Annotated in this window: 20 protein-coding genes and 1 pseudogene; 13 read left to right on the top strand and 8 right to left on the bottom strand. The window is 38.0% G+C overall.

The features are described from left to right. Nucleotides 1–34 precede the first annotated feature (34 nt). On the bottom strand, nt 35–589 hold the full coding sequence (locus MSBR3_RS08480; protein WP_052723335.1) for a hypothetical protein: 555 nt from the start codon (nt 587–589) through the stop codon (nt 35–37). Between the two features lie 560 nt (nt 590–1,149). Between MSBR3_RS08480 and MSBR3_RS08475 the strand changes: the two genes are divergently transcribed. Continuing rightward, complete coding sequence (locus MSBR3_RS08475; protein WP_048107528.1) at nt 1,150–2,628, top strand: flippase; 1,479 nt, start codon at nt 1,150–1,152, stop codon at nt 2,626–2,628. A 286-nt stretch (nt 2,629–2,914) separates the two neighbouring features. Here the strand turns inward: MSBR3_RS08475 and MSBR3_RS21430 are convergent, their stop codons facing one another. The 5 genes from MSBR3_RS21430 to MSBR3_RS18895 form a co-directional block, all read right to left on the bottom strand. Beyond that, the gene (locus MSBR3_RS21430) at nt 2,915–3,043 is read right to left on the bottom strand and encodes a hypothetical protein (RefSeq protein WP_268989131.1); all 129 of its coding nucleotides are present in this window, start codon (nt 3,041–3,043) and stop codon (nt 2,915–2,917) included. 826 nt (nt 3,044–3,869) lie between these two features. After that, nucleotides 3,870–4,865 carry a COG1361 S-layer family protein gene (locus tag MSBR3_RS08470; protein WP_048107527.1) on the bottom strand — a complete coding sequence of 332 codons (996 nt, stop codon included), beginning with the start codon at nt 4,863–4,865 and terminating at the stop codon, nt 3,870–3,872. Nucleotide 4,866: 1 nt separating this feature from the next. After that, nucleotides 4,867–5,973, bottom strand: a complete 1,107-nt coding sequence (locus MSBR3_RS08465) for an ABC transporter permease (protein ID WP_048107526.1) — start codon at nt 5,971–5,973, stop codon at nt 4,867–4,869. Next, nucleotides 5,974–6,723 carry an ABC transporter ATP-binding protein gene (locus MSBR3_RS08460; RefSeq protein WP_048107525.1) on the bottom strand — a complete coding sequence of 250 codons (750 nt, stop codon included), beginning with the start codon at nt 6,721–6,723 and terminating at the stop codon, nt 5,974–5,976. Between the two features lie 15 nt (nt 6,724–6,738). Further along, nucleotides 6,739–7,353 carry a TetR/AcrR family transcriptional regulator gene (locus tag MSBR3_RS18895; RefSeq protein ID WP_052723334.1) on the bottom strand — a complete coding sequence of 205 codons (615 nt, stop codon included), beginning with the start codon at nt 7,351–7,353 and terminating at the stop codon, nt 6,739–6,741. A 352-nt stretch (nt 7,354–7,705) separates the two neighbouring features. Between MSBR3_RS18895 and MSBR3_RS08450 the strand changes: the two genes are divergently transcribed. Both MSBR3_RS08450 and MSBR3_RS19405 read left to right on the top strand, forming a co-directional pair. Beyond that, complete coding sequence (locus MSBR3_RS08450) at nt 7,706–8,206, top strand: hypothetical protein (RefSeq protein ID WP_048107524.1); 501 nt, start codon at nt 7,706–7,708, stop codon at nt 8,204–8,206. A 383-nt stretch (nt 8,207–8,589) separates the two neighbouring features. Continuing rightward, a pseudogene (locus MSBR3_RS19405) lies at nt 8,590–8,851 on the top strand (transposase); the annotation flags it as partial. Between the two features lie 226 nt (nt 8,852–9,077). Here MSBR3_RS19405 and MSBR3_RS08445 read toward each other — a convergent pair. Continuing rightward, nucleotides 9,078–9,581: a rhodanese-like domain-containing protein gene (locus MSBR3_RS08445; protein ID WP_048107523.1), complete on the bottom strand. Its 504-nt coding sequence runs from the start codon at nt 9,579–9,581 to the stop codon at nt 9,078–9,080. A gap of 1,333 nt (nt 9,582–10,914) precedes the next feature. Beyond that, nucleotides 10,915–12,144, bottom strand: coding sequence for a histidine--tRNA ligase (gene hisS / locus MSBR3_RS08440; protein ID WP_048107522.1), 1,230 nt, complete (start codon nt 12,142–12,144; stop codon nt 10,915–10,917). A gap of 506 nt (nt 12,145–12,650) precedes the next feature. On the opposite strand from hisS, the gene MSBR3_RS20200 reads away from it, so the two are divergent. The 10 genes from MSBR3_RS20200 (at nt 12,651) to MSBR3_RS08395 (ending at nt 21,514) form a co-directional block, all read left to right on the top strand. Then, nucleotides 12,651–12,797 (top strand): hypothetical protein, encoded by a 147-nt coding sequence (locus MSBR3_RS20200; RefSeq protein WP_155396766.1) that lies wholly within the window; start codon nt 12,651–12,653, stop codon nt 12,795–12,797. A gap of 293 nt (nt 12,798–13,090) precedes the next feature. Further along, complete coding sequence (locus MSBR3_RS08435) at nt 13,091–13,924, top strand: putative sugar O-methyltransferase (RefSeq protein ID WP_230627984.1); 834 nt, start codon at nt 13,091–13,093, stop codon at nt 13,922–13,924. A gap of 730 nt (nt 13,925–14,654) precedes the next feature. After that, a complete protein-coding gene (gene cobD / locus MSBR3_RS08430) occupies nt 14,655–16,145 on the top strand; it encodes a threonine-phosphate decarboxylase CobD (protein WP_048107521.1) in 1,491 nt (496 codons plus the stop codon). Beyond that, nucleotides 16,142–17,128 (top strand): cobalamin biosynthesis protein, encoded by a 987-nt coding sequence (locus tag MSBR3_RS08425; protein ID WP_048107520.1) that lies wholly within the window; start codon nt 16,142–16,144, stop codon nt 17,126–17,128. Before cobD ends, MSBR3_RS08425 begins: the two co-directional genes overlap by 4 nt. A gap of 174 nt (nt 17,129–17,302) precedes the next feature. Next, nucleotides 17,303–17,845, top strand: coding sequence for an alpha-ribazole phosphatase CobZ (cobZ, locus tag MSBR3_RS08420; RefSeq protein ID WP_048107519.1), 543 nt, complete (start codon nt 17,303–17,305; stop codon nt 17,843–17,845). Between the two features lie 33 nt (nt 17,846–17,878). Next, nucleotides 17,879–18,721, top strand: coding sequence for an adenosylcobinamide-GDP ribazoletransferase (gene cobS, locus MSBR3_RS08415; RefSeq protein ID WP_048107518.1), 843 nt, complete (start codon nt 17,879–17,881; stop codon nt 18,719–18,721). Beyond that, a complete protein-coding gene (locus tag MSBR3_RS08410) occupies nt 18,706–19,311 on the top strand; it encodes an NTP transferase domain-containing protein (protein ID WP_048107517.1) in 606 nt (201 codons plus the stop codon). The genes cobS and MSBR3_RS08410 overlap by 16 nt, the downstream gene beginning before the upstream one ends. 47 nt (nt 19,312–19,358) lie before the next feature. Further along, on the top strand, nt 19,359–20,069 hold the full coding sequence (locus MSBR3_RS08405; RefSeq protein ID WP_230627983.1) for an ABC transporter ATP-binding protein: 711 nt from the start codon (nt 19,359–19,361) through the stop codon (nt 20,067–20,069). Nucleotides 20,070–20,072: 3 nt separating this feature from the next. Then, nucleotides 20,073–21,035, top strand: a complete 963-nt coding sequence (locus MSBR3_RS08400) for a SufB/SufD family protein (protein WP_048107515.1) — start codon at nt 20,073–20,075, stop codon at nt 21,033–21,035. 104 nt (nt 21,036–21,139) lie between these two features. Continuing rightward, nucleotides 21,140–21,514: a hypothetical protein gene (locus MSBR3_RS08395; RefSeq protein ID WP_329956825.1), complete on the top strand. Its 375-nt coding sequence runs from the start codon at nt 21,140–21,142 to the stop codon at nt 21,512–21,514. Nucleotides 21,515–22,015 lie beyond the last annotated feature (501 nt).

Below are 22,015 nucleotides of genomic sequence, written 5' to 3'. Positions count from 1 at the left end.
CAGTCTTCTCCTGAGTATCGGATTTTATTTAGAGTTAGATTTTATCTAGAGTTTTGTTCTCGGAAATAAGCACGAATAGCCTTCCTGACTTTGGTTCGAGCTTTGTTGAGAGTAGGAGCCTGTGTCTTCCTGAACCAAGGAACACAGGCCCATTAATTTCAGGATTTGAGAAAGAGGCATCAGAATAATAGAAAGTGATTTTCTCTCCTGTATGGACACAGTAATCGTTCGCATCCTCAGGCCATTTGTCTTGCCTACCAGGAAGAGTCCCGAAATCCGCACTTACGCCTTCAGACAGCCTGAGCTCTAGGGAAACTTCACTTCCTTCTCCACGCATGGAAAGTTGTTCGGCAGCAGCCGTAAGCCTTGAAATCTCATCCATAGCTGCTTTTTCCTTTGCTTCTTCCAGAAAATCATAAAGGTAAACGAAGGAGAGGAGTAAAATCACAGCAAAAAGGATACTTGAGACCGTAAGCCTGAAGGGAAGCGAAATAACTGCGGATTCGTCGATTTCAAGAGAATTGACTACGTGTTGGGCTTTGTTAGCTTCAACTTTTCTTAAAAAGAAAGCTTGATCAACTAAGTCCATTATAGATTTAATTGCCGTAAACTACCCCCCAACCTTTCTTAGAAAGAAAGGTTGATCAAAGAATTTTGTGCTACTTTTGTTAGCTGTAAGCCAACCTTTCTTAGACAGAAAGGTTGATCAAAGAAGTTTGTGCCACTTTTGTTAGTTGTAAGCCAACCTTTCTTAGACAGAAAGGTTGATCAAAGAAGTTTGTGCTACTTTTGTTAGCTGTAAGCCAACCTTTCTTAGAAAGAAAGGTTGATCAAAGAAGTTTGTGCTACTTTTGTTAGCTGTAAGCCAACCTTTCTTAGACAGAAAGGTTGATCAATGAATTTTGTGCCACTTTTGTTAGCTGTAAATTATATCCCACTTCGAAATTCTGGAAATTCGGAATTCCGGAAATAATGAACTTAGTCTAGCAGAGTATAAAAAATTTTCTTATGTGTGAATGCCGTTCAAAAGAGTTTAAATACCATATTAACTATAAACCGGGTTAAATGTCCGGAGCATTTTTGAAATATTATTTTTGTGAGTTTACTCATTATCTATCTTAAAAACAGAACTCTTTTCAAGGTTAATTAATGTCATATCAAAAATTTGCAAGAGATGTTGGCTTTATAGGCACGGTTCAAGTGCTTACAAGCTTGGGTAATTTTTTCCTACTTCCGATAATCACAAAAAGTCTTGGAGCATATTATTATGGTATTTGGGCTCAGATCAATATTACTGCGTCCCTTATTACTCCATTTGCACTTATGGGTCTTTCAATGGCTCTTGTCAGATTCTTGTCTTCTGAAACAGAGATAAACAAAATAAGGGAAGCTGTCTACTCCATTCTTTTTTTCGTGACTATGTCTGGTCTTTTAGTCTCTTTTTTGCTATATATGTTTGCGGAACCTCTTGCTGCATTTGGTTTCAAGGACTCTGGGGCAGCTTATTTCATTCAAGCAGGCTCACTTTTGATTCTCTTGAACGTGCTCGAGCCTGTGTCTCTTTATTATTTTAGAGTATTTAAACAGATCCGGAAATTCTCGTACCTTACCCTTTTTGAGGTATTCGGAAAACTGCTTTTTACTATTGTTCTTCTTAAAATGGGATACGGGCTTCTTGGTTTGATAGCAGCCACATTACTTGTACAGAGCGCGATTGTTTTAATTGCTTTTCTGACCATTGTATCACAGATTGGATTTGTTATCCCTAAATTTATTTATATAAGGGAATACCTGCAATTTTCTTTACCACTGACCCCTAATGCTCTTATCAGATGGGTTACAGAATCAAGTGATAGATATTTGGTTACTTTTTTTCTCGGTTTAAAAAGCGTAGGCGTATATTCGGCAGCCTGTTCTATTGGTAGCCTTACACAATTTCTTGTAAGTCCTCTTCAGCTTATTCTTCTTCCAGAACTTGCAAAATTGTTTGATGAAAATAAAATTGACAAAGTAATAATTTATATGTCCTATTCTTTGCGATATTTCCTTCTCATTTCCATTCCTGCAGTCTTTGGACTTTCAGCTCTCGCAAAGCCTTTGCTCGGAATATTTACAACTGAAGATTTTATATCGGGTTGGTTAGTGATTCCTGTTATTGCTTTTTCTGGCCTTATGGCAGGAGTTGTTCAAATTTTTATCAATACGCTATTAATTGTCAAAAAAACGAAAGCACAAACTTATATCAATATTGCTGCGGCAGTTTCGAATGTGTTGATCAATCTTCTACTCATACCTTCAATAGGTATTGTCGGAGCTGCTCTTTCAACTCTACTCTCATATTTCTTTATGGCAGTTCTCTGCATTCATATGTCTTTAAAATATTTTAAACATGAGTTTTATTTCTATGATATTGCAAAAAGCATTTTGTCTTCGTTGACTATGTACCTCTTTATTTCTTACTTCGATATTTCAAATATCGATATGATTTTTGAGGTGACGGGAATAGGTGTGTTAGTCTATCTATTTGGAATGCTTCTGTTGGGAGGGTTCAACGACTTTGAACTTTCTTTAATAAAAAAATATTTATTTGGAATTAAGAAGAACCTAGTCAAAATTATTGGGGTTTAAACACTGTTTAATGCTAATCACTAAGAAATCACTAAGAAGTCACTAAGAAGTCACTAAGAAGTCACTAAGAAGTCACTAAGAAGTAACTAAGAAGTCACTAAGAAGTAACTAAGAAGTCACTAAGAAACCACTAAGAAATCACAAAAAATCACTAAAAAATCACTAAAAAATCATTAATTAATCACTAAAAAATCAACTTACTTACTGAGGTCACTCTAAAAACTTATTAATCCAATTAACTATAAAGCCGATATATTAATTTCACTCAATAAACTTATTGACCCAATTAACTATAAACCCCAGGATAAAAACCCATTAATGAAATCTGAACCAGCTGAACGTCACCAACTCCATTTTGAGCTACAATTTTAATTAGTTTTTGAGCTACAGTTTTATTAGGCATTATCATTACCATGATTGATGAAAATGAAGAGAAAAAGATTTTATACTTATTTTATCACCTAAATAATACATACTATGTTCAGTATTTTTAAATGATAACAACTTGATTTTCTGACCTGGAAATTGATAACTGAACCAAAGAAGTAAAATATAATAAGAAGAATTCTGTTCTGTCTGGATATTTATCACAGAAATGGGTGATGAAACGAACAGAAACAATGGTTGAAGCCCAAATCTGTGATAAACAAATTATCTTGGTTAGTCCAGTTTAAAAATCCTTCGGTTAACAAGGCTTTATACGCCTGAAATTTAAATTCGAGTCATATATTTTAATTTTATTTCTTATTAACGATTGTGAATTGGGAAACAGGTCTATTAAATCTCAAGTTTTTCTGCATACAATCAACCAAAAATTTCAAATTATTGTCTTGACTAGGTTATTTATAAAGAAAAGTACTGCATTTTGAGAAGTTTATAAGTTCTTTCTATCTCAGTTTTGCAGCTGCTTTTCTGGAATCCTGGAACGTTTTGTTCCTGGCTTATTTTGCACTAATTCCAGTGGCAAATTGCAGGGAATGCTTAGAGAAATACATAAGTTTTGACAAAAGGTGTGCACCAGTAAAAAAGGTAAATTCTACTTTTTATGTAAGGAAGATATATAAAATTAGATTTTTATATCCTTTTTTATCTATTGTACAAAAATGAAAAATTAAACTAAAACGTATGAAAGTTGGAGTTCTTGTATTTTCAGTCAATGAAGAACTAAACAAAAACTCTCAACTAGAGGTTAAATCAGTTCACTCAAATTGAAAGAATAGTCCTGAGAGGACTATTCATTATTAAATCCATCCAAAGATTTTCTCGAAAAATCCTGCTTCCCTTATTTCTACCGGAGCCTGAAGGATGTCGGTATACTTAATGTCACCTTCCGGAGTTTCATATTTTAAAACCGTGTCAATTCCATATATTTTGGGCACAGCTTCGCTATCTGCCTTAATTTTAATTTTTGCAACGGCCGTACTGCCAGGTGCTATAGTAGATAGGAATGCTGCACTATCGGTTGTGCTTAAAGGATCAGCCGGATTAATTATCGCTTTAACGTTTCTTGCTTCTTCCTCGCCTGTGTTTTTAACCGTTATATCGATCATATTCTCCCCACCTGGGGAAAGACTGCCTGTAGTGTTTACGATCTCAAAATCAGCCTGATCATTCACCTTAACCTTTAAGGTCAGATTCTGGTTCATCATTCCATACCAGCGGTTTGCATCATATGTCTGAGCAACTGCATCCGGATCCATTATTTGCACATTTTTCTGGTAATCATAGGAAAGGTTCAGGTAAAGGTTGTATTCCCCAGCCTTTGCTTTCTTATCTATTTTTATATCGAATTTTGCTGGTGCTATTGAGTTTTCTCCACTTTTTACGGAACCGATTTCCTGACTTACCGATTTGACTTCAATCGGACTGTTCGGATCTGTTGAAAGAGAAGCTACTACGTTTGTAGCGTCCACTATACTGCTTTCCAGCTTCATTTCTGTCCCAGCAGCATAGATTTCGTCCGCATCATAAGGAGTTTTGTCATTCTTGAAACCTAGTAATTTACCTTTGTTCATCACGTTAATATTCAAAGTAGTCGTTTGATCTCTATCAAATTCATTACTTCCAATAATATTGGCATTAAGATCAGGACTGCCCTCTACAGTATAGTAACTTTTTCCAAGATCAAAGCTTTGAGGAACATTATAATTATCCGGGGAATTGGAAGCGCCTTCTGCGCATGATATCATAGCAAGCAATAGAAGAGAGATTAAAGAGAATGTTATCATTTTTTTCATTTTATGCTTCCCTCCTGAATAGATGGACACCTAAAGTAAAGGTAATGACTGCAAACAGAGAGAGTATTATCAAATCCGTAGATATGGCATTCAAACCCTGACCCTTGATCATAATAATACGCATAGCATCTATTGCATATGTCAGAGGCAAACAGTAAGCTATATAGCGCATCCAGTCAGGAACCGAACTCAAGGGAAAAAACACACCTGTAACAAACATTGATGGCATAGTAACCAGCATGTTTAACTGAAAGAAAGATTCCATATCTTCTACCCTTGAAGACATGACTATCCCCATCCCTACGCCACCAAGAGTGAAAACAATAAGCACCAGAGAAATAAGAAGCCAGCTACCATTCATATTGAATCCCAACAGAAGATATGCTGCAAGTATCAGGATAACAGCTCTGCCCAATTGCAGTATTAGCTGATATATTGTTTTCCCGAGAATTACAGATCTCTTGCTGATAGGCGTCATTAACATACGAACAAGTGTACCATCTTCTTTTTCTCCTGCAATAGCAGAACCTGTGGTTGCTACAGAACCCATAAAAACGGTGAGAGCTATAACACCTGGTATAAGGAAGTCCAGATATTCCAGATTACCGTAAATGTTGGGAATGTTTAAAGACACTGACCCTGTTTTCGACAACAATTGTCTCATATAATTTACAATTATATTACTTGTGGTAGTGTCTGAGGAATCAGTAAGGAGTGTCAAAGTCGTACTTTCGTTTTTCGTTGCGCTCTCACTATATTCCGGCGGAATGATTAGAACGCCTTTATACATTCCATCATTTATTTTACTCTCAGCCTCCGACTGTGACATGTCCTTTGTGTAGGTTACAGAGAACATCGGGTCTCCGTTGTATTTCTCAGTAAAGCTTCCAATTTCCTGAACAAGAGAACTTGAGGCTCTGCCGGTATCATCATTGACTATGAGAATAGGAGCTTCTTTGACTGTCCCACCCATGCCGTAGCCAAAAAAAACTATCATGATTATGGGGAATAAAACAAGAGGGATTATGAGCGCTTTTTTTCTAAAAAGTATTTTGAATTCTTTTTTTGCTACAATTAAGGAATCCATTAGCTCAGTTTTTATTGTCATTTAATCACGTACCTCTTCTCCTGTAAAGTGTACAAAAACTTCTTCAAGATTTGTACTCCCAGTTTTTTCCTTTAAAATCTCCGGGTTATCGAGAGCTACCAATTTGCCTGAGTCCATTACAGCAACCCTGTCACAGAGATTATCTGCCTCCTCCATGTAGTGAGTCGTAAAAACCAGAGTTTTTCCCTCGCCGTTGAATTTTCTGGCAAGTTTCCAAATAACATTTCTGGTCTGGGGATCAAGCCCGGTTGAAGGTTCGTCCCAGAATAAAATTTCAGGATCATGTAGTACTGCAGCGATTACTGATAGCCGCTGCTTCATGCCTCCAGAAAAGCCTCCAGTAAAACGATCGGCACTCGCTTCGAGCCCTACAAGTTTAAGATAGTAGTCGATTTTTTCTTCCATGACATTTTTTGGAACATTATATAAGTTGCCCATAAGTTCCAGGTTTTCCCTGGCCGTAAGGAGAGGGTAAAGGCTGAGCTTCTGAGGGACTATACCTATTAGTGGTCTTATTTTATCGTCCTGTTTGTCAACGTTAAAGCCTGAAACTTTTATAATGCCACTTGTAGGCTTTATTAACGTGGTAAGCATGGAAAATGTAGTTGATTTGCCAGCTCCGTTTGGTCCTATCATGCCAAAAATTTCTCCTTTGAATACATCGAAGCTGACATCGTTCACTGCGGTTATTTTCCTTCCTCGTGAATGAAAAACTTTAACAAGATTTTTAACCTCTATAATTGGTTCCATTTACTCACCTGTTTTTCATTTCTCTTCAACCTTCAGGATACCTTTAGCGAATATGTCAATAAACCGTTCAATTTCCTCATCATATTCACCAAAAAAACTATCACCAAATACTTCTCTTAGTAAAGATGTATAAACAAAATAACTGACAAAAGTTATTGCTGCAGACCTGGAGTTTGTAGTACGCATTTTTCCGTTTTTAATTTGCAAATCGAAGTATTCGCTCAAAGGCTTGATATTCATTTGAAGAAAAGATGATAGAGCCTCAGAGACTTCAGGCCTCCGTCTTCCTTCTTCAAACAACATGAACATAAACATCCGGCGTTTGCTATCCTTCTTTTTATCTCTCATAGCTTTTGCAATATTTTTTCCCAAAATACGAAGTTCTGTCTCAAGGTCTACATCTTTTTCGTTTTGAAACAATTGGAATAAGTCCTCCAGTGATGAAAAAACAGTTCGATTGTTAATTAACACCTCTTTCAGCAGGTTTTTTTTTGACTTGAATTTTCGGAACAAAGTTACCTCGGCAACTTTTGCCTCTTCCGCAATCCTTCGGGTAGTCGCACCCGTAAATCCTTCACTAGCGAATACTCTCAAAGCTGCGTCTAAGATTCTTTGTTCTGTATCATCCATGTAAGTAAGCAATTACTTACTTACATTTAAATATATTGTTATGTATACTAAATAATTTTTTTTTAATCTACATAAAACATCGAAGCTTGTTTTAACTCGATTGTGAACAAAGTAAAGTTGAATTTTGAGATCTCCGTTTTAAAATACAAATTCTAAAACACGTGTTTTATTACATATTATTTAAAATATATATAAACTGTTATGGTACTTATTTCCTTAAATTTTATTCGACACATTTTTTATATTATTATATTTATAATTCGGATCTAATGAAATCCATGTGATTTATCTGAAAAATCAATAGCATCAAACCGCGTTGAATCTTTAACTGTTAAACTTGGAGGGAAATGAAATGTCAAAAAGTAAACTTGTATATGCAATTTTAGTGCTTTCTTTGATAGTGGGGGCAATTCCACTCGTGTTTGGTCAAATTGCTGAGAAAGGAGCTTCACCAAAAAACACATCAAATAATACATCTTTAGAAACAAGAGAATCCTTGTCAGAAAATGTATCGGTATCTACACCTTTGGAAACGACAGAGGATAAATTATCATCATCGCCTGAAAATGTCACGGAAGCACCTGTTAATGCCACAGTCGCCAGTTATGGTTATACACAAGACGTGTATTATGATGTACAGGTACAAACCATAGACACAGTAGACGATACAGGGCTTACAAGTGTTATGCTTCAGGATAGTTCCGGTAATCCACTAGGTTGGTTCTGGATTAAGTGTCCGCACGATACCCAAGAAATAGAAGTGTATTCAACGTTGCTATTATCCAGACAATTTCATGATTATGTAACTGTATATACAGACGAAGATGGTTATATTTATCGGGTGACATATTAACACAAGATAACATAAAGATTACATATTAACATAAATCTGTAAAGTCTTAGGAAACTGAACTCATATAGGCTCGAAGCTATCTGAAAAAAGATTGTAAGATATCTAAGGCTTTACAGAATTATATTTCAGAACTACATTTCTACAAAACTATTTACTTTTCTTTTTAAGAGCATATTATATACTTATAAAACTCTTCCATTGGTCATCGGTTAAAGAATTTTCGTGTCTGAAAGCTATCGATTTTGCATTAGAGGTAGGCTTTAAATTTTGGTCTATTTGCATGAAATCTATAGTTTGTTCCATCTCGTAATTTTTAAAATATTTGGCAAATATTGAGGAAATTGATGAATTTGTCACGATTTCTCACTTAACCGAAGACGCATGAATTCCATCCAAGTAATTCTCTCTCAGAGGTAATTCAATATTTGAAGGGAGGCAGTTCTTACAGCTATTCAAGCTCCATCCTGGTCTAAAACAATATTGGAATAGAAGTCTATGGTTAAATGACAAATTCTATCGCTTCGTTGGAAAAAATACTGCTGATACAATCAAGCATTACATTAAAAATCGCAGGGAAAACCGGGTGAAGAGGCTCAATTACATAGGTTCGTGAGATCAGAGCAAAGAAAACTTGATGATTTCTAACTGCCAGACTACAGGGTGGGTGGCCCGAGGCATACCCCATCATTTCTTAGGATGGGGTGGCTGCACGCAATTTGATTTCAACTGTATAAGTCACGAGTATAGAATTCAGGCTCTGTAAAATCCTCTAATCAATCACTAAAATCTAACTTTGTACCTTTAGTTATCTATTTGGAAATTCATAAGCCAGAAGGTTTCTACAAAAGCCGGATATGTCATATGAATCTCCTTACAGGTAATGAGGATAATTAGTTAACCATTTTTCAGAATCAATTACAACTGGATATCCTTCATTTACCCATGCTGTAAGGCCGTCTTGAATATTATATACTCTCTTATAACCGGCATCAACTATCATTTGACTTGCAATGCTGCCTCGTTTCCCGGTATAGCAATAAACAACGATTTTTGTGTTTTTGTTTTTTGGTAGTTCATTAATTCGATTGGGCAGTAACTGGTCGTCGGACAAATTAACAGGATCATGTGCAGGCACGTTTTTTAATGGTATTAATGTCGCTCCTTCAATGTGAGAATAGTTATATTCTGCAGGCGTACGGACGTCCAAAAGGAATGTGTTTTTATTTTCCAGTATATCTTTAGCTTGACAAGCTGTGATATTCTTATAATCTGGAACAACACAATCAGTCTTAGGTGCTGCTCCTGCAATGCTCGGAGCAATTATGAGAAGTGCAATCAGAATTGCAATAAAATATGATATATATTGTTTATTCAACTCTACTCCTCCAGTAATACATTTTACCTTCTTTAAACTTCAGGGAGAACACAGAGCCTTAGAAGTACTTTGAAATAGCGCGTTATATGACGTTTTACTTCTTAAAACACCGCCAAACCTAGCTCTCCCTTAAAAATGTTTTTATTTTAAATAAAATATTATTGAGCCTATCCCAAAACATTATCTAATCTACTATTACCGCCAATATTATAATCCTATTCTGACATTATATTGGTTTTGGGATAGGTTCATTTTAAAAATACAAAATCCACCAGGGGACAAGTAACATTTTCCGATAAATGTTTTTGAAACCTTCAGTTACTAAGTAAACGAAGATTATAACTGAAATACATTCAAAAATATTTAATAGTTTAGTCTTCAATTCAGAGAGTCGAATATTACACAATAAGAGAAATTGCCCTTTAAAAAATAAGTTTTGAAGGAATCCTAAACTTTAAGGCTTTATAGATTTTAATGAGAGTCCAATTCCAGCTAATATCAATAAAAGGATAATTCTAAAACTTAAAAACGTTTAAAAAAGAAAATAATGTTTATTACTACGGGAATGCAGAGAGTCACGAATACCTGTCCTTCAGGAGTTGTCCGACGATTCAAATTCAGGGCAAAGATCCGTAAAAATAAGTCTCTTGAAGCCTTTAAATAAAAAAGGAGGAATTTTTATCACTAACTACGGCTGTGAAACCGCCTGTGGAGGTCAGGGTATTCGTAATTCTTTATGCTTTCAATTTAATTTAATTTAATTTTTTGGAGTTGTAAGATCAGCTCAAAATTACTTTTCTAGATCTTGTATCCCACTTTCCGCACTTGAACACAAATGTAGAATTTATTTGCCTAATTGCCCAAAATAATTAGTTTAAGGATAGGCCAATCTTAATCTACTGCCATACTGGGAAAGTTGATTGCATTTTTGTGTACATCTGCGGGAAGTGGTCTTTTTGTAAGTAACTGTTCGAGCTTCTGGATTTTGGATTCCAATCTTTGATGCCACCTCTGATTGAATTCCAAACATTATAATTTTTAAACACCTATATAATCTGTATTACCAAAGTCTCTAACAATTAACACTTTAGTCAACTTTATAAAAATTAGGGATTGAAACAAATCAGTGTGTTAATTTTATCAATGCATCCGTTGTGGGATGAGTTCATGATAAATGTATAACGAATTAAGGGGAAATGAACATGATATTCTTTAATAACACGCACAACAACATGAAAATGCATGTTGATGGCAGCATTTTCATGCTAAATCAATGCTTTGTAAAACTCGTCGAATTTTGATACAGCCTGAAAAAAATTTGTTAGTTTGGTTCTTAACAAACTTTTTCAATAATCTCTTCCAGCGTTAGAAGTTCCTGTTCTCCTGAAACCATATCCCTCAGCGTAAGCTTCCCTGCTTCTAATTCTTTTTCCCCGACTATAACCACGTAGTCGGCATTGATGGTATTTGCATAGGAGAGCTGGGCTTTGAAGTTACGTTCCATTAGGTCTACATGGACTGTCACGTACTTTCTCAATTCATTTACAAAATCTATCGCTTCCAGATGGACATCGGGTTTCGAGATCAACATAATGGTTTTAGGGGCAGGAGGGATAAGAGGACAGATTTCCATAATCCGGTCAAAACCTATCCCGAAACCTGTTGATGGCACGTCTCCGCCTCCGAAAAGCTGAATAAGCTGGTAAGAGCCTCCTCCGCAGACCTGTTTCTGGGCACCGAGCCCCTCGGCATAGACCTCAAAAACCATGCCCGTGTAGTAGTCAAGCCCGCGTGCAATCCCGAAATCAAGAGAATAATCCACTCCGTATGCGTCGAGAAGCTTGAGGGTCCTTTCAAAGCTCACAAGCTCAGGAATATTTCCTACTATTTTTATTACTTCAGGAAGAATATGCCTGCCTTCAAGCTTTATCAGGTGGAAAAGGTCGGATTTGAGCTGTTCTTCAGCCCCTATTTCTTCGAGCAGGGCTTCTAGACCTGCATATTCTTTCTTGTCCACAAGCCGCATGACCTTGCTCACGATTTCTGATTCAAGCCCGCTCAAGAGCGTACGTATGACTGCAAGGTTTCCGAGCTTCATGTCACCTTTCACTCCAACGGCTTTTAACATGGCATCAGCAAGGGCAATAACCTCGGCATCTGAGTCGGGTTTTCCGCTTCCAATAAGTTCAACCCCGAACTGCCAGAACTCCCTGAAACGACCTTTCTGGGGACGCTCATAGCGGAAACAATTCTCAAAATAAAACAATTTTAAAGGTTTTGGAAATGGCTGAAGTTCGTTTATATACAGGCGCATGACAGGAGCGGTAAGCTCAGGCCTGAGAGTCATTTCTCTGCCGCCTTTGTCCGTAAAGTTGTAGAGTTCCCCTATAATCCCTTCCCCTGACTTCAGGGTGAAAAGATCCAGATGTTCAAACGTGGGCGTAATGATTTCACTGTAGCCCCATTTGCGGGCAACGTCTCGCATAACACTTTCCACGTATCTTCTCCGGGCAGTATCGGCAGGTAAAAAGTCCCGGGTACCTCTTGGTCTATTAACTGTCATTTTTAAATGCACCTGGTAATCAAATTAAAACAATTATTTTAAAGCATAATATTGTAAGGCATAACTTTAGGGCATAGTATTAAAGGAGCAGTATTAAGGCATAGGTCATGAGATTAGGCATAAATTGCCGATCCATAAGATAATTTAGGTAATCTCTGGTTTACTGACGCACATATTTCTGATTTACTGATATTCTAAAGGGCCTTATTACTTATCCGAATTTTACGCTGTTTAGCTTAATTGATGATATGCTTTTTAGCGATTCTGAAAGGTAGTAGTTAAAAGCAAGCTATTTTACTTTTTCGATACTATATAAATTCGGCAAAAATAGTAACTTGAAGTCGGCAAAAAAATGGCAGCTTAAGGAAGAGGTTTGAATGAACCGAAAAAGGCTGAAAGAAATGAAATTTTTGAGTAGTGAAGAAAGAGTCTTAAGTAACAAAGATTAAAGTTGGAAAAATAAGTAAAAAATAGTTCAATGAGTTTTGTAATTTGAGATTCAAGTAATGCAAGCAATAACTTCAAGGTTTGAGGTACACAGGGCAAGAGTCTCTTCACGTTTCATCAAGGAGAAAAGTGACTCGCTTTATATCCAAATTTCCCTGGAAAGAGATAGTTGTGTAGCCGTAGCAAAGATGCTGGCAGTGTGCTGATTTTCTGCATATCATGAATTTCAGGAACTGTTGGGTAAAAATTTCATATTAAGATATCAATTTTCTCCATAGTACGTAAAAATTTGAATTCAAATTTACAGCAAATAATAGACACTGCCAATGAGAATCAAAGAAATAAGGACATTTCTTGTGAACTATTAAAGGAAAATTTCAAACAAATGAAAATTGATCTCGGAAACACAACAAAATAAAACTCTTCCAAATAAAACTCTCCCAAATAAAACTCTCCCACATTACAAAAAATATAAAAACGTATGGTCCAATATAATAACATGAAACATCTAATGGAAAATTTGCGTGTTAAAACAAATATTCCCTTAAATTTAGTTAAAAAAGTTCCACGTAAAGTTATTACAAGTTTATCAGATGACCAGGTCTATCCACAATCATGTCTCAAAGCAAGTAATGACTATAAATTTTTCGTTAATTTTAGGAGAGATCCAATTTATAATCGGGTTTTAGAGCACGTTTCTTACGGTCAGGGAAGTGAATACCTTAAACTACTATATGACCGTAACGATGCTGAGATATTATATTCAATAAGCTCATTCAAGAAGAATGACCTCTACGGAAATCCAAGAATGTACGAATACCACAAAATTGGCATGATCTCACCCACTACCCTTCGATATATTAAGGTTCTTTCCGACCTTAAGATGCATTTTCAAACACTGAACAACTTCAATATTTGTGAAATCGGCGTTGGATATGGAGGACAGTGTAGGATTATCAATGCTTTTTATAAACCAGCAACATATTGTTTAGTAGATATAAAGCCAGCTCTTGATCTCGCTCAAAGATTTTTAGATAATTATATTATCCCCTCTACTTTGTCTTATAAAACAATGAACGAATTGGATAAAAAAAACTATGATTTGGTCATAAGTAACTATGCCTTTACAGAGCTTCCTCGTGTTATTCAAGACGTTTACTTAAACAAAGTAATTTTAAACTCAAAAAGAGGTTACATAACATATAACGAAATCACTCCAGAAGAATTTAATTCGTATAAAGCAAATGAACTAATTAAAATAATTCCTGGCTCCATAATATTAAAAGAGGAGCCTCTTACTGATCCAAAAAATTGTATAATAATTTGGGGTTAACATATAAACAATTGCCCTAACATTTTAGAGTTTTCTAAAAAAGGTTTTTCAAGAATTTTGAGCCTTACTTACTAGATTAAATTATTTACCAGATTAAATTATTTACCAGATTAAGTATAGTAGGCAGCTCTTTAATAAAAGTACGTATTAAAAATAATTTTTACCTTTTAGTAGCTTTAAATTTTCCTATTTTTGTGATTAAACTCATTTTCCGTAGTAATACACAAAAACTACTATCACACAAAAACTACTATCACACAAAAACTATTATCACACAAAAACTACTATCACACAAAAACTACTATCACACAAAAACTACTATCAGCTTCTTAATTGCAGGTAGATTAAAAATCAGTTAATCAGCCAATCAAGTTTTTTAGGTAATTTAGCAAATAAATCTTCATATAATATCTTTGCAGAATGTGAGGTTAATATTTAGTACGATATTTAACCCTTAATTCTAAATTGATCCAGTTTTAATTCGTTTTTATCCGTTATTTATATGCTTAATTCTTACTACAAATCTATAACACTGGAGATTTACGTTTGGATTTTAAAGAGCTTAATAAAATTAATTAATATCTTTCATCTGTAAAATAAAGTATAATGGATTCCGAAAGCCTAAGTTTTCGCAATCAAACAATTGTAAAGCAAATAAAGGCAAGTTTACGTTGAATAATATAATAAGCAGATTAATATACATGATTCACACTAAATATTTGCGATTACCGTGTCCGAGCAAAGAAGTGTACCTTTAAGGAAACATCTACTGGACCTGAAGCCCTGCAGGCATGGAGGGTTAGTTCAGGAAACATCTGAAACTTACGGGATTCCTGAAAGTGAAATTCTTGACTTCAGTGCAAACTTTAATCCTCTGGGAAATCCTTTTGAGCATCCGGAAAGCGGATTGAACTTTGATGAGATTCTTAATACTGGCTTTAAGAGACTTACCGAATATCCTGACAACAGGTATCCTGAGTTTCGGGAGGCTGCTGCAAAGTTCGTAGGGCTTGGAGTAAGCCCGAAGAATATTATTCCGGGTAACGGTTCAACGGAAATTATCAGACTTGTAGTGGAATGCGTGATTGAAAAAGGAGATATTGTCCTTCTGCCCTGGCCCACTTTCGGAGAATACGAGATGCAGTGCCGGATTATGGGAGCAGAACTGCAGTACCCAAGCCAGGATGAAGTCGAAACACTTCCTGACGAGCTTCTGGAAAAAGCAAAAATTCTCTTTATTTGCAACCCCAATAACCCGACAGGTAAACTCCGTACCCGAGAAGAAATTAAAGCTCTCGCAGAACGCTGTACTAAACATAAAACCCTTCTTTTCGTGGATGAAGCTTTTATAGAGCTATCTGATCCTGTACAGAGTGTAGCAGACCTTGCAGCGAGCAACAATTACGTTTTTGTCATGCGTTCTCTCACAAAGGACTTTGCAATCCCGGGAATCAGAATGGGCTTCGGAATAGCTTCTCCTGAAGTAGCTGAAATTCTGGATACTGCCAGGCTTTCCTGGAACCTCGGAACCGTAGCAAATGCTGTAGCGACCTCCCTTCTTAATATTGAAGGCGGGATTGAACATCCATATCTGAAAAACGCAAGAACTATGATCAGGGAAGAAGGAAAGATTTTTAAAGCTAAACTCGACAGGATAAGGGGTTTTCAAGCCGGAGAAGTGAATGTAAACTTTATCCTGGTTAATATCAGCAAGTTCATGCTTGATTCAACGGAATTGACTGCACGTCTGGCAGCTCGCGGAGTCCTCATAAGGGACTGCTCTTCCCTCCGCGGTCTTGGAAAGGATTACATAAGGCTTGCAGTCCGGACCGCAGAGGAAAACGACAGGCTAATTGCCGCAATCGGGGATGTAATTACCCAGTGGGGTAAAGAACAGGCAAAGCAAGAACTGAAGAATGTAATAGAGAAGGCTTCTGAAGAAGGTATTGGAGGCAGGAAAACCTGCGAATATTATCCCTGCCATTTTGAAGGCCAGAACTGTACCTTCTGCTTCTGTCCATTCTATCCCTGTGAAGACGAACGTACAGGAGGAAGGTGGATCCAGAGCTCAAGAGGTGGAAAAGTCTGGAGTTGTGTTGACTGTCATCTGGTTCACAAAACCGAAACTGCGCAGAAAATCCTTGACTGCCTTATGCAGGAAGGAGATACTGATGAACTCGTGAAAGTTGCCTGGAAGAAAGTGATGGAGCCTATCCTATGATTGTGCCAGACAGCGGGCATCTCGCCCTGGTGCTTTTGCTTGCAGCCGTTATAGACATAGTTTTCGGAGAGCCGCCTGCTGCCGTACACCCTGTAGTATGGATAGGAAAACTAATCAATGTTTTAAAAAATGCAGCTCCTCAGACCCACAGGAAAGCCTACGGAGTTGTAATGGCTCTCTGCTGTGTTTTTTTCGCAGCTTTACTGGGTTACTCCGTGCTGTACATTACAGCCCTTCCGGAAATTCCCAGAGTGCTTGCCCTTCTTATAGAGGCTTATTTCCTGAAAGCCACCTTTGCTATTAACTGCCTGCTCAGCCCTGCAAAAGAGATTTACGGACATCTCGAAGCAAATAGGCTTGACAAAGTCAGGGAACTGCTCCCTATATATGTAAGCCGGAACACTTCAAAACTTACCAGAACCCAGATGTCCTCTGCAGTTATCGAGTCTGTGTCCGAAAACTATGTTGACGGCATCCTGAGTCCCATTTTTTATTATGCCCTTTTCGGAGAATTCGGGCTTGTGGCGGCATATGCGTTTAAAGCCATAAGTACTCTGGATTCTATGGTTGGGTACAAAACCGAACCTTACAAGGAACTTGGATATTTCTCGGCGAAATCCGATGATGTATTGAACTGGATTCCTGCTCGCATCTCAATCATATTCATTCTTGGAGCAGCCCTTATAGTGAGTCTGCTTCCGAAAAAACTGGGAAATGTTTCTCCTCTAAATAGCATAAAAAGTGCCTTTGAAGACGGAACGAAAACTCCGTCTCCTAACTCCGGCTATCCCATGGCAGCTACTGCAGGAGCACTCGGAGTCAAACTCGAAAAACCCGAGACTTATATACTTGGGGCCTTATATCCTCCAACCGAAGTAAAAGATATAAAACGGGTATCCCAATTAATAGCAGTTGCTTCAGGCTTCTCGCTTGCTGCCTGTGCGGCAGTAATTCAGTTAGCAGGAGTATACCTGCATCTGTGACCCTCCCTTGCTTGCCAGAGCCCGATTCCTTATATAATGCGAATTCTATGCGGAAATGGGTTCTATACGGAAATAAGTTCTATGAGGAAATAGGGTTTTGAGAAAAGCCAGTGTATAGCGTTAAAGATTTTCGAAAAACTAATAGAACCGTTTTAACAACCCCGAAGTGATCATATGAAGTTATCCGATATTGAGGAAAGAGACCTGAAAAAAGGGCAGCCCGAGAAAATAGAAGAAAAAGCTACAGTCAACATCCTCGATGTCCTTGCTGAAGAAGGCATCAGTGTTCAGGACCTTGCTGATACGGCTCTGGAAATGTATGTCCCGCATCCAGGTTTAGAGACCCGGGAGAAAGCAGACGTTTTATTTAAAAGGGAACTCAAGTACGCACTTTCGGATCCAAACCTCTGCCTTCTAATCTATTCCGGGGTCCTGCTGGAGCGAGAAGGCAGGGCAGGAAACCTTCCGAACCTGAGTAAAAGTTCCTATGAAAAAGACCTTACTTTTATAATTGCGGATGAAGTGCTCGGCACAAGTATTGCAACATATATCAGCGGCTCCAAGGGCGCATTTGAGTTTGTTAGGTTTGACAAACAGAAACCTGGAATCCTTGCAAATCTCGGGCCTTTTATGGATGACGTGATCGGGGGCCTTATAGGAGGCGTGTCTTCCAATATGTACTCAAGAGGTATGGCAGAATTTGTAGAAAAGGACTGATGAAGGAAAGGATTAAAAAACAGGCGGTTCGCAATGAATTCATATTTTCTTGCTTTTAAATCTGGGTTTGGATTCCTGTCAACGATCCCTGTGGGAATCAGCATGGAAGGAATCGATGAACTCATGAAGAAAATCTACTTTTATCCCATTGTGGGAGCAGTACTCGGGCTTCTCATAGGGGCAGTTGCATTCATAGGGCAGGTAATATTTCCAGGACCTGTGCTTGCAGCCCTCCTCATGGGATTCATATATTACATTACAGGCTTTAACCATCTCGATGGAGTCACGGACATGGGGGATGGTTTTATGGCCCATGGGTCACATGAGAAGAAAATTAAGGCCCTGAAAGATACGACCATAGGGACAGGAGGCGTGTCCTTCTGTATTCTCTTACTACTTACTCTGTACAGTTCGATAAGGGCAGTCCAGCAAATAGGTTCCGCTACTTTCGGAGTTAACCTTCCGGCTTTAATGTTTGCATCAATGTTTATTGCAGAGGTCAGCGCAAAGCAGTCCATGCTAACTATTGCTGCTTTTGGGAAGCCAATACCTCCTCAGGAAAAACAGGCTTATCCTGGCCTGGGAGCTATGACTATAAATGGAGCAACCAGAAAGAATTTTCTGATTGGATTCATATTCGGGGCCATCGTTTGCTTTCTGCCTTTCGGGTGGATAGGATTGCTGCCTTATCTGGGAGCCTGCATCTCGGCTCTGGTGATTCTTAACCGAAGCTATGCCCATTTTGGAGGCTTAAATGGCGATGGAATCGGTACTGCTAACGAAATTGGTAGAGTAACTGCGCTCATTGTTCTTGCAGTTCTCCTGAACTTTTCATTGAACGGATACATGGGAGGTTTAAAATGGACGCTATTGTAATGGCAGGAGGATTCGGACAGAGGCTTGGAATGGGGGAAAAGCCCTGTGTTGAATTGCTTGGAAAACCACTTATAGCTTATGTGATAGATACCCTCAGGGCCTCAGAGAACATAGACAGGGTTTTTGTAGCGGTCTCACCTGTTACTCCCAGGACCGAGATTATGATTCAGGAACGCTATAAAGGCGAAGTTCGTGTAATCAGGACTTTTGGCGGAAATTATGTAGGGGATATGATTCATGCAGTAGAAACCGCAGAAACGGTTGGGCCTGTAATGATTATTATGTCAGACCTTCCCCTGATAAACCCTGAAATTATCGATTTGGTAATCGAAAAATATAAAGAAGAAGGAAAGCCGGCGCTTTCGGTATATGTCCCTATCAATATCTGCAAAGGAGCAGGAATCAGGCCGGATACGGTCTTTAACAAGGATGGGAAGCTGATAGTACCTGTCGGAATTAATATTCTGGACAGTTCTCAAATTCGAAAAGAACAGGAAGACTTTAATCTAATACTTGATAATCCCAAACTAGCAATAAACGTAAATACGGTTCAGGATTTGCAGCACTGCAAGGATTTGCTGCAGGGCTAAGTAAAAAACTTATAGAGGTGTCGTAGATTCTATCTTTAAAAAACCTGGTGTTGAGCCGTGATGGGAAGAAAATCCTCCGAGGGGTCAATCTCGAGATAGGCGACAGGGAAATTCACAGTATTATCGGCGCGAATGGTGCAGGAAAAAGTACTCTTGCCTATACCCTGATGGGACTCCAGGGTTACGAACACGAGGAAGGCAGCCTCATCTTTAATGGGGAAGATATTTCAAAACTTTCGATAACCGAACGTGCAAGAAAAGGCATTACCCTTGCCTGGCAGGAACCTGCCCGTTTTGAAGGGCTGAGAGTCAGAGATTACCTGGCAATTGGAGCAAAAGGTAGTGGAGGCGTTACTGAAGAAGAGCTAAAAGAAGCTCTGAGGAAAGTCGACCTTAAACCTGAAAAATATCTGGACAGGGAAGTTGGAGAGACGCTAAGTGGAGGCGAAAGAAAACGAATAGAACTTGCTTCCATAATTACAATGAAGCCGAAACTTGCAATTCTCGACGAGCCGGATTCAGGAATTGATGTTGTTTCCTTAAAGGAAATCGTAAATCTTATCCAGACTTTCAAAGAAAACGGTTCCTCGGTACTTGTAATAACTCACAGGAAGGAAATTGCAGCTGCTTCCGATAAAGCATCCCTTATGTGCGAAGGGGTTATTCTCAGGAGCGGAGACCCCCTTGAAATCAGTGAATTTTTCAAAAACAGGTGCATACCATGCGACAGCAGAGTATCCCCACCAAAGGCGGCCTGAAAAATGACTCAAATAACTCTTAATACACTTTCCAGCGAAATCAAAGATATGGACTCAGCTTATTCGGTAGCCGGGGGAGATGCTGCAGTTTTACATGACCATGAACTTGCAAGCCTTGTGATAAGCGGAAACAAAGTACTTAATGCAAACGGGATAAAAGGAATTGTGCTTGAAACCAAGGAAACCGAACATGGAGTGGACGTTAAAATGACCATTAAGAAAGGATACAAAATTCCACTTCCTGTTCACCTTTGCTTCGGGCTTATTCCTCAAGATGGACTCCAGGAGATAAAGATGAATTTTGTAGCCGAAGAAGACTCGGCTGTTGAACTCGTCGCTCATTGCACGTTCCCTAATGCCGTAAAGATTATTCATAGAATGGAAGCTCAAATGCATGTAGGGAAAAATGCTTCATTAAAGTACACAGAAACTCACTTTCACGGACCGCATGGAGGAGCTCAGGTGATTCCGAAGGCACGTGTAAAGATAGAGGAAGGCGGTAATTATTACAATAATTTCTCCCTGGTCTCGGGAAGAGTAGGATATCTCGAATTCGACTACGATGTGGATGCCGAGAAAGATTCTATCTGTGAAATGGTTACCAAGGTTTATGGGAAAAAAGATGACAAAATAAGAATTATGGAAAAAGTGTCCCTTAATGGAGAAAATGCCAGAAGTGTGATCAAAAGTCGACTGGCCATTACCGAAAATGCGGAATCGGAGTTCAGGGGAATTACTGAAGGTCATGCACCAAGATCCAGAGGACACGTAGACTGCCTGGAGGTTATCCAGGGTAATGCAAAAGCCGAAGCTGTTCCCATTGTACGCGTCGATAACCCTCTGGCTAAGGTAACCCACGAGGCTGCAATAGGATGTGTAGATAAAAAAGAGGTCGAAACCCTCATGGCCCGCGGCCTTGAAGAAGACGACGCTATTGATATTATCGTAAAGGGAATGCTGGCCTGAAGCCTTTTTATTCCCTTTTACAGGCCATCATTTCATTTCAACCGGAAATATTGGAAGTTACTCAGGAACTACTCAGGGAGCTTGAAACTTAAATTGAGTAAGAGGTGGGAAGTATAATTGGCGAAATCATTATCTTTGAGAAAAAGTATTCCGAAAAAAACCTGCAACTTATTACCGGAAAAAAAGATATATCCTCACACTACCAGGATATTCCTGAAGAGATGCTGCTTTTAAGTGAAGTTATAGAAGATCCCCTCAAACTCCCTTACCTCCTTGAAGCTTTCTATACTGCGCCGATTAAGAATGAAAAAGCCTTTCATTTTGCTCTCGTACGAGTCCAGGTAGATTCTGACCTCAGGATGCACGAGGATATTCAAAAATACCAGCAAAGGAAGTATGTAGCCGAAACTCTCGAAAAGCTGCTTTACGGAGAGCTTATGCTGTCTGTAGGAGAAAACTCAGGTATTGAAAATGACTAATTCTTTATTTGCCTTCTTAAAGCAGACTTTTTTCTAATTATAAATATTACTTTATTCAATCTGAATAGTTACGTTATTTGTCATATTACAAGTGTTATTTTACTCAATCTGAATAGTTACGTTATTTGTCATATTACAAGTGTCATTTTACTCAATCTGAATAGCTACTAAGTTTTGAGCTTAGAGATATATTTTTTTAAAATTTTCATTGTATTTTAATTTGGAATATTATGTAAAGATAATTATTTATCGTAAACGGAGAATTTACTTTTACCAAACCTGTTAGTTAATCTGGGAAAAATTATTATCTGTTTACATACAATTATTTTCCATAATTCCGTGAAGTCTTGTTCATGCAGTCGTTTTTATAGCAGCACTTAGTTGCGATAACCAGCTTGCCCAAAAAACTCTGACTTCGATAAATTGCTATACTATCTTTTATAAACACCAGTCAAATTTCAGGGTTGTTCAAAATTCCGGTAAATTCAAAATGATCCATAT

Source organism: Methanosarcina barkeri 3 (assembly GCF_000970305.1).
In the GTDB taxonomy this organism is placed as follows: Archaea; Halobacteriota; Methanosarcinia; order Methanosarcinales; family Methanosarcinaceae; genus Methanosarcina; species Methanosarcina barkeri_A.
The sequence above is the reverse complement of the archived record's forward strand: the minus strand, read 5'-3'. Positions and strand labels throughout refer to the sequence as shown.

Excerpts from the sequence above, each read along its gene's own strand:
- MSBR3_RS08480 (WP_052723335.1), bottom strand. The coding sequence starts at position 589 with ATGGACTTAGTTGATCAAGCTTTCTTTTTAAGAAAAGTTGAAGCTAAC.
- MSBR3_RS08475 (WP_048107528.1), top strand. The coding sequence starts at position 1,150 with ATGTCATATCAAAAATTTGCAAGAGATGTTGGCTTTATAGGCACGGTT.
- MSBR3_RS21430 (WP_268989131.1), bottom strand. The coding sequence starts at position 3,043 with ATGGTAATGATAATGCCTAATAAAACTGTAGCTCAAAAACTAATTAAA.
- MSBR3_RS08470 (WP_048107527.1), bottom strand. The coding sequence starts at position 4,865 with ATGAAAAAAATGATAACATTCTCTTTAATCTCTCTTCTATTGCTTGCT.
- MSBR3_RS08465 (WP_048107526.1), bottom strand. The coding sequence starts at position 5,973 with ATGACAATAAAAACTGAGCTAATGGATTCCTTAATTGTAGCAAAAAAA.
- MSBR3_RS08460 (WP_048107525.1), bottom strand. The coding sequence starts at position 6,723 with ATGGAACCAATTATAGAGGTTAAAAATCTTGTTAAAGTTTTTCATTCA.
- MSBR3_RS18895 (WP_052723334.1), bottom strand. The coding sequence starts at position 7,353 with ATGGATGATACAGAACAAAGAATCTTAGACGCAGCTTTGAGAGTATTC.
- MSBR3_RS08450 (WP_048107524.1), top strand. The coding sequence starts at position 7,706 with ATGTCAAAAAGTAAACTTGTATATGCAATTTTAGTGCTTTCTTTGATA.
- hisS (WP_048107522.1), bottom strand. The coding sequence starts at position 12,144 with ATGACAGTTAATAGACCAAGAGGTACCCGGGACTTTTTACCTGCCGAT.
- MSBR3_RS20200 (WP_155396766.1), top strand. The coding sequence starts at position 12,651 with ATGCAAGCAATAACTTCAAGGTTTGAGGTACACAGGGCAAGAGTCTCT.
- MSBR3_RS08435 (WP_230627984.1), top strand. The coding sequence starts at position 13,091 with ATGAAACATCTAATGGAAAATTTGCGTGTTAAAACAAATATTCCCTTA.
- MSBR3_RS08425 (WP_048107520.1), top strand. The coding sequence starts at position 16,142 with ATGATTGTGCCAGACAGCGGGCATCTCGCCCTGGTGCTTTTGCTTGCA.
- cobZ (WP_048107519.1), top strand. The coding sequence starts at position 17,303 with ATGAAGTTATCCGATATTGAGGAAAGAGACCTGAAAAAAGGGCAGCCC.
- cobS (WP_048107518.1), top strand. The coding sequence starts at position 17,879 with ATGAATTCATATTTTCTTGCTTTTAAATCTGGGTTTGGATTCCTGTCA.
- MSBR3_RS08410 (WP_048107517.1), top strand. The coding sequence starts at position 18,706 with ATGGACGCTATTGTAATGGCAGGAGGATTCGGACAGAGGCTTGGAATG.
- MSBR3_RS08400 (WP_048107515.1), top strand. The coding sequence starts at position 20,073 with ATGACTCAAATAACTCTTAATACACTTTCCAGCGAAATCAAAGATATG.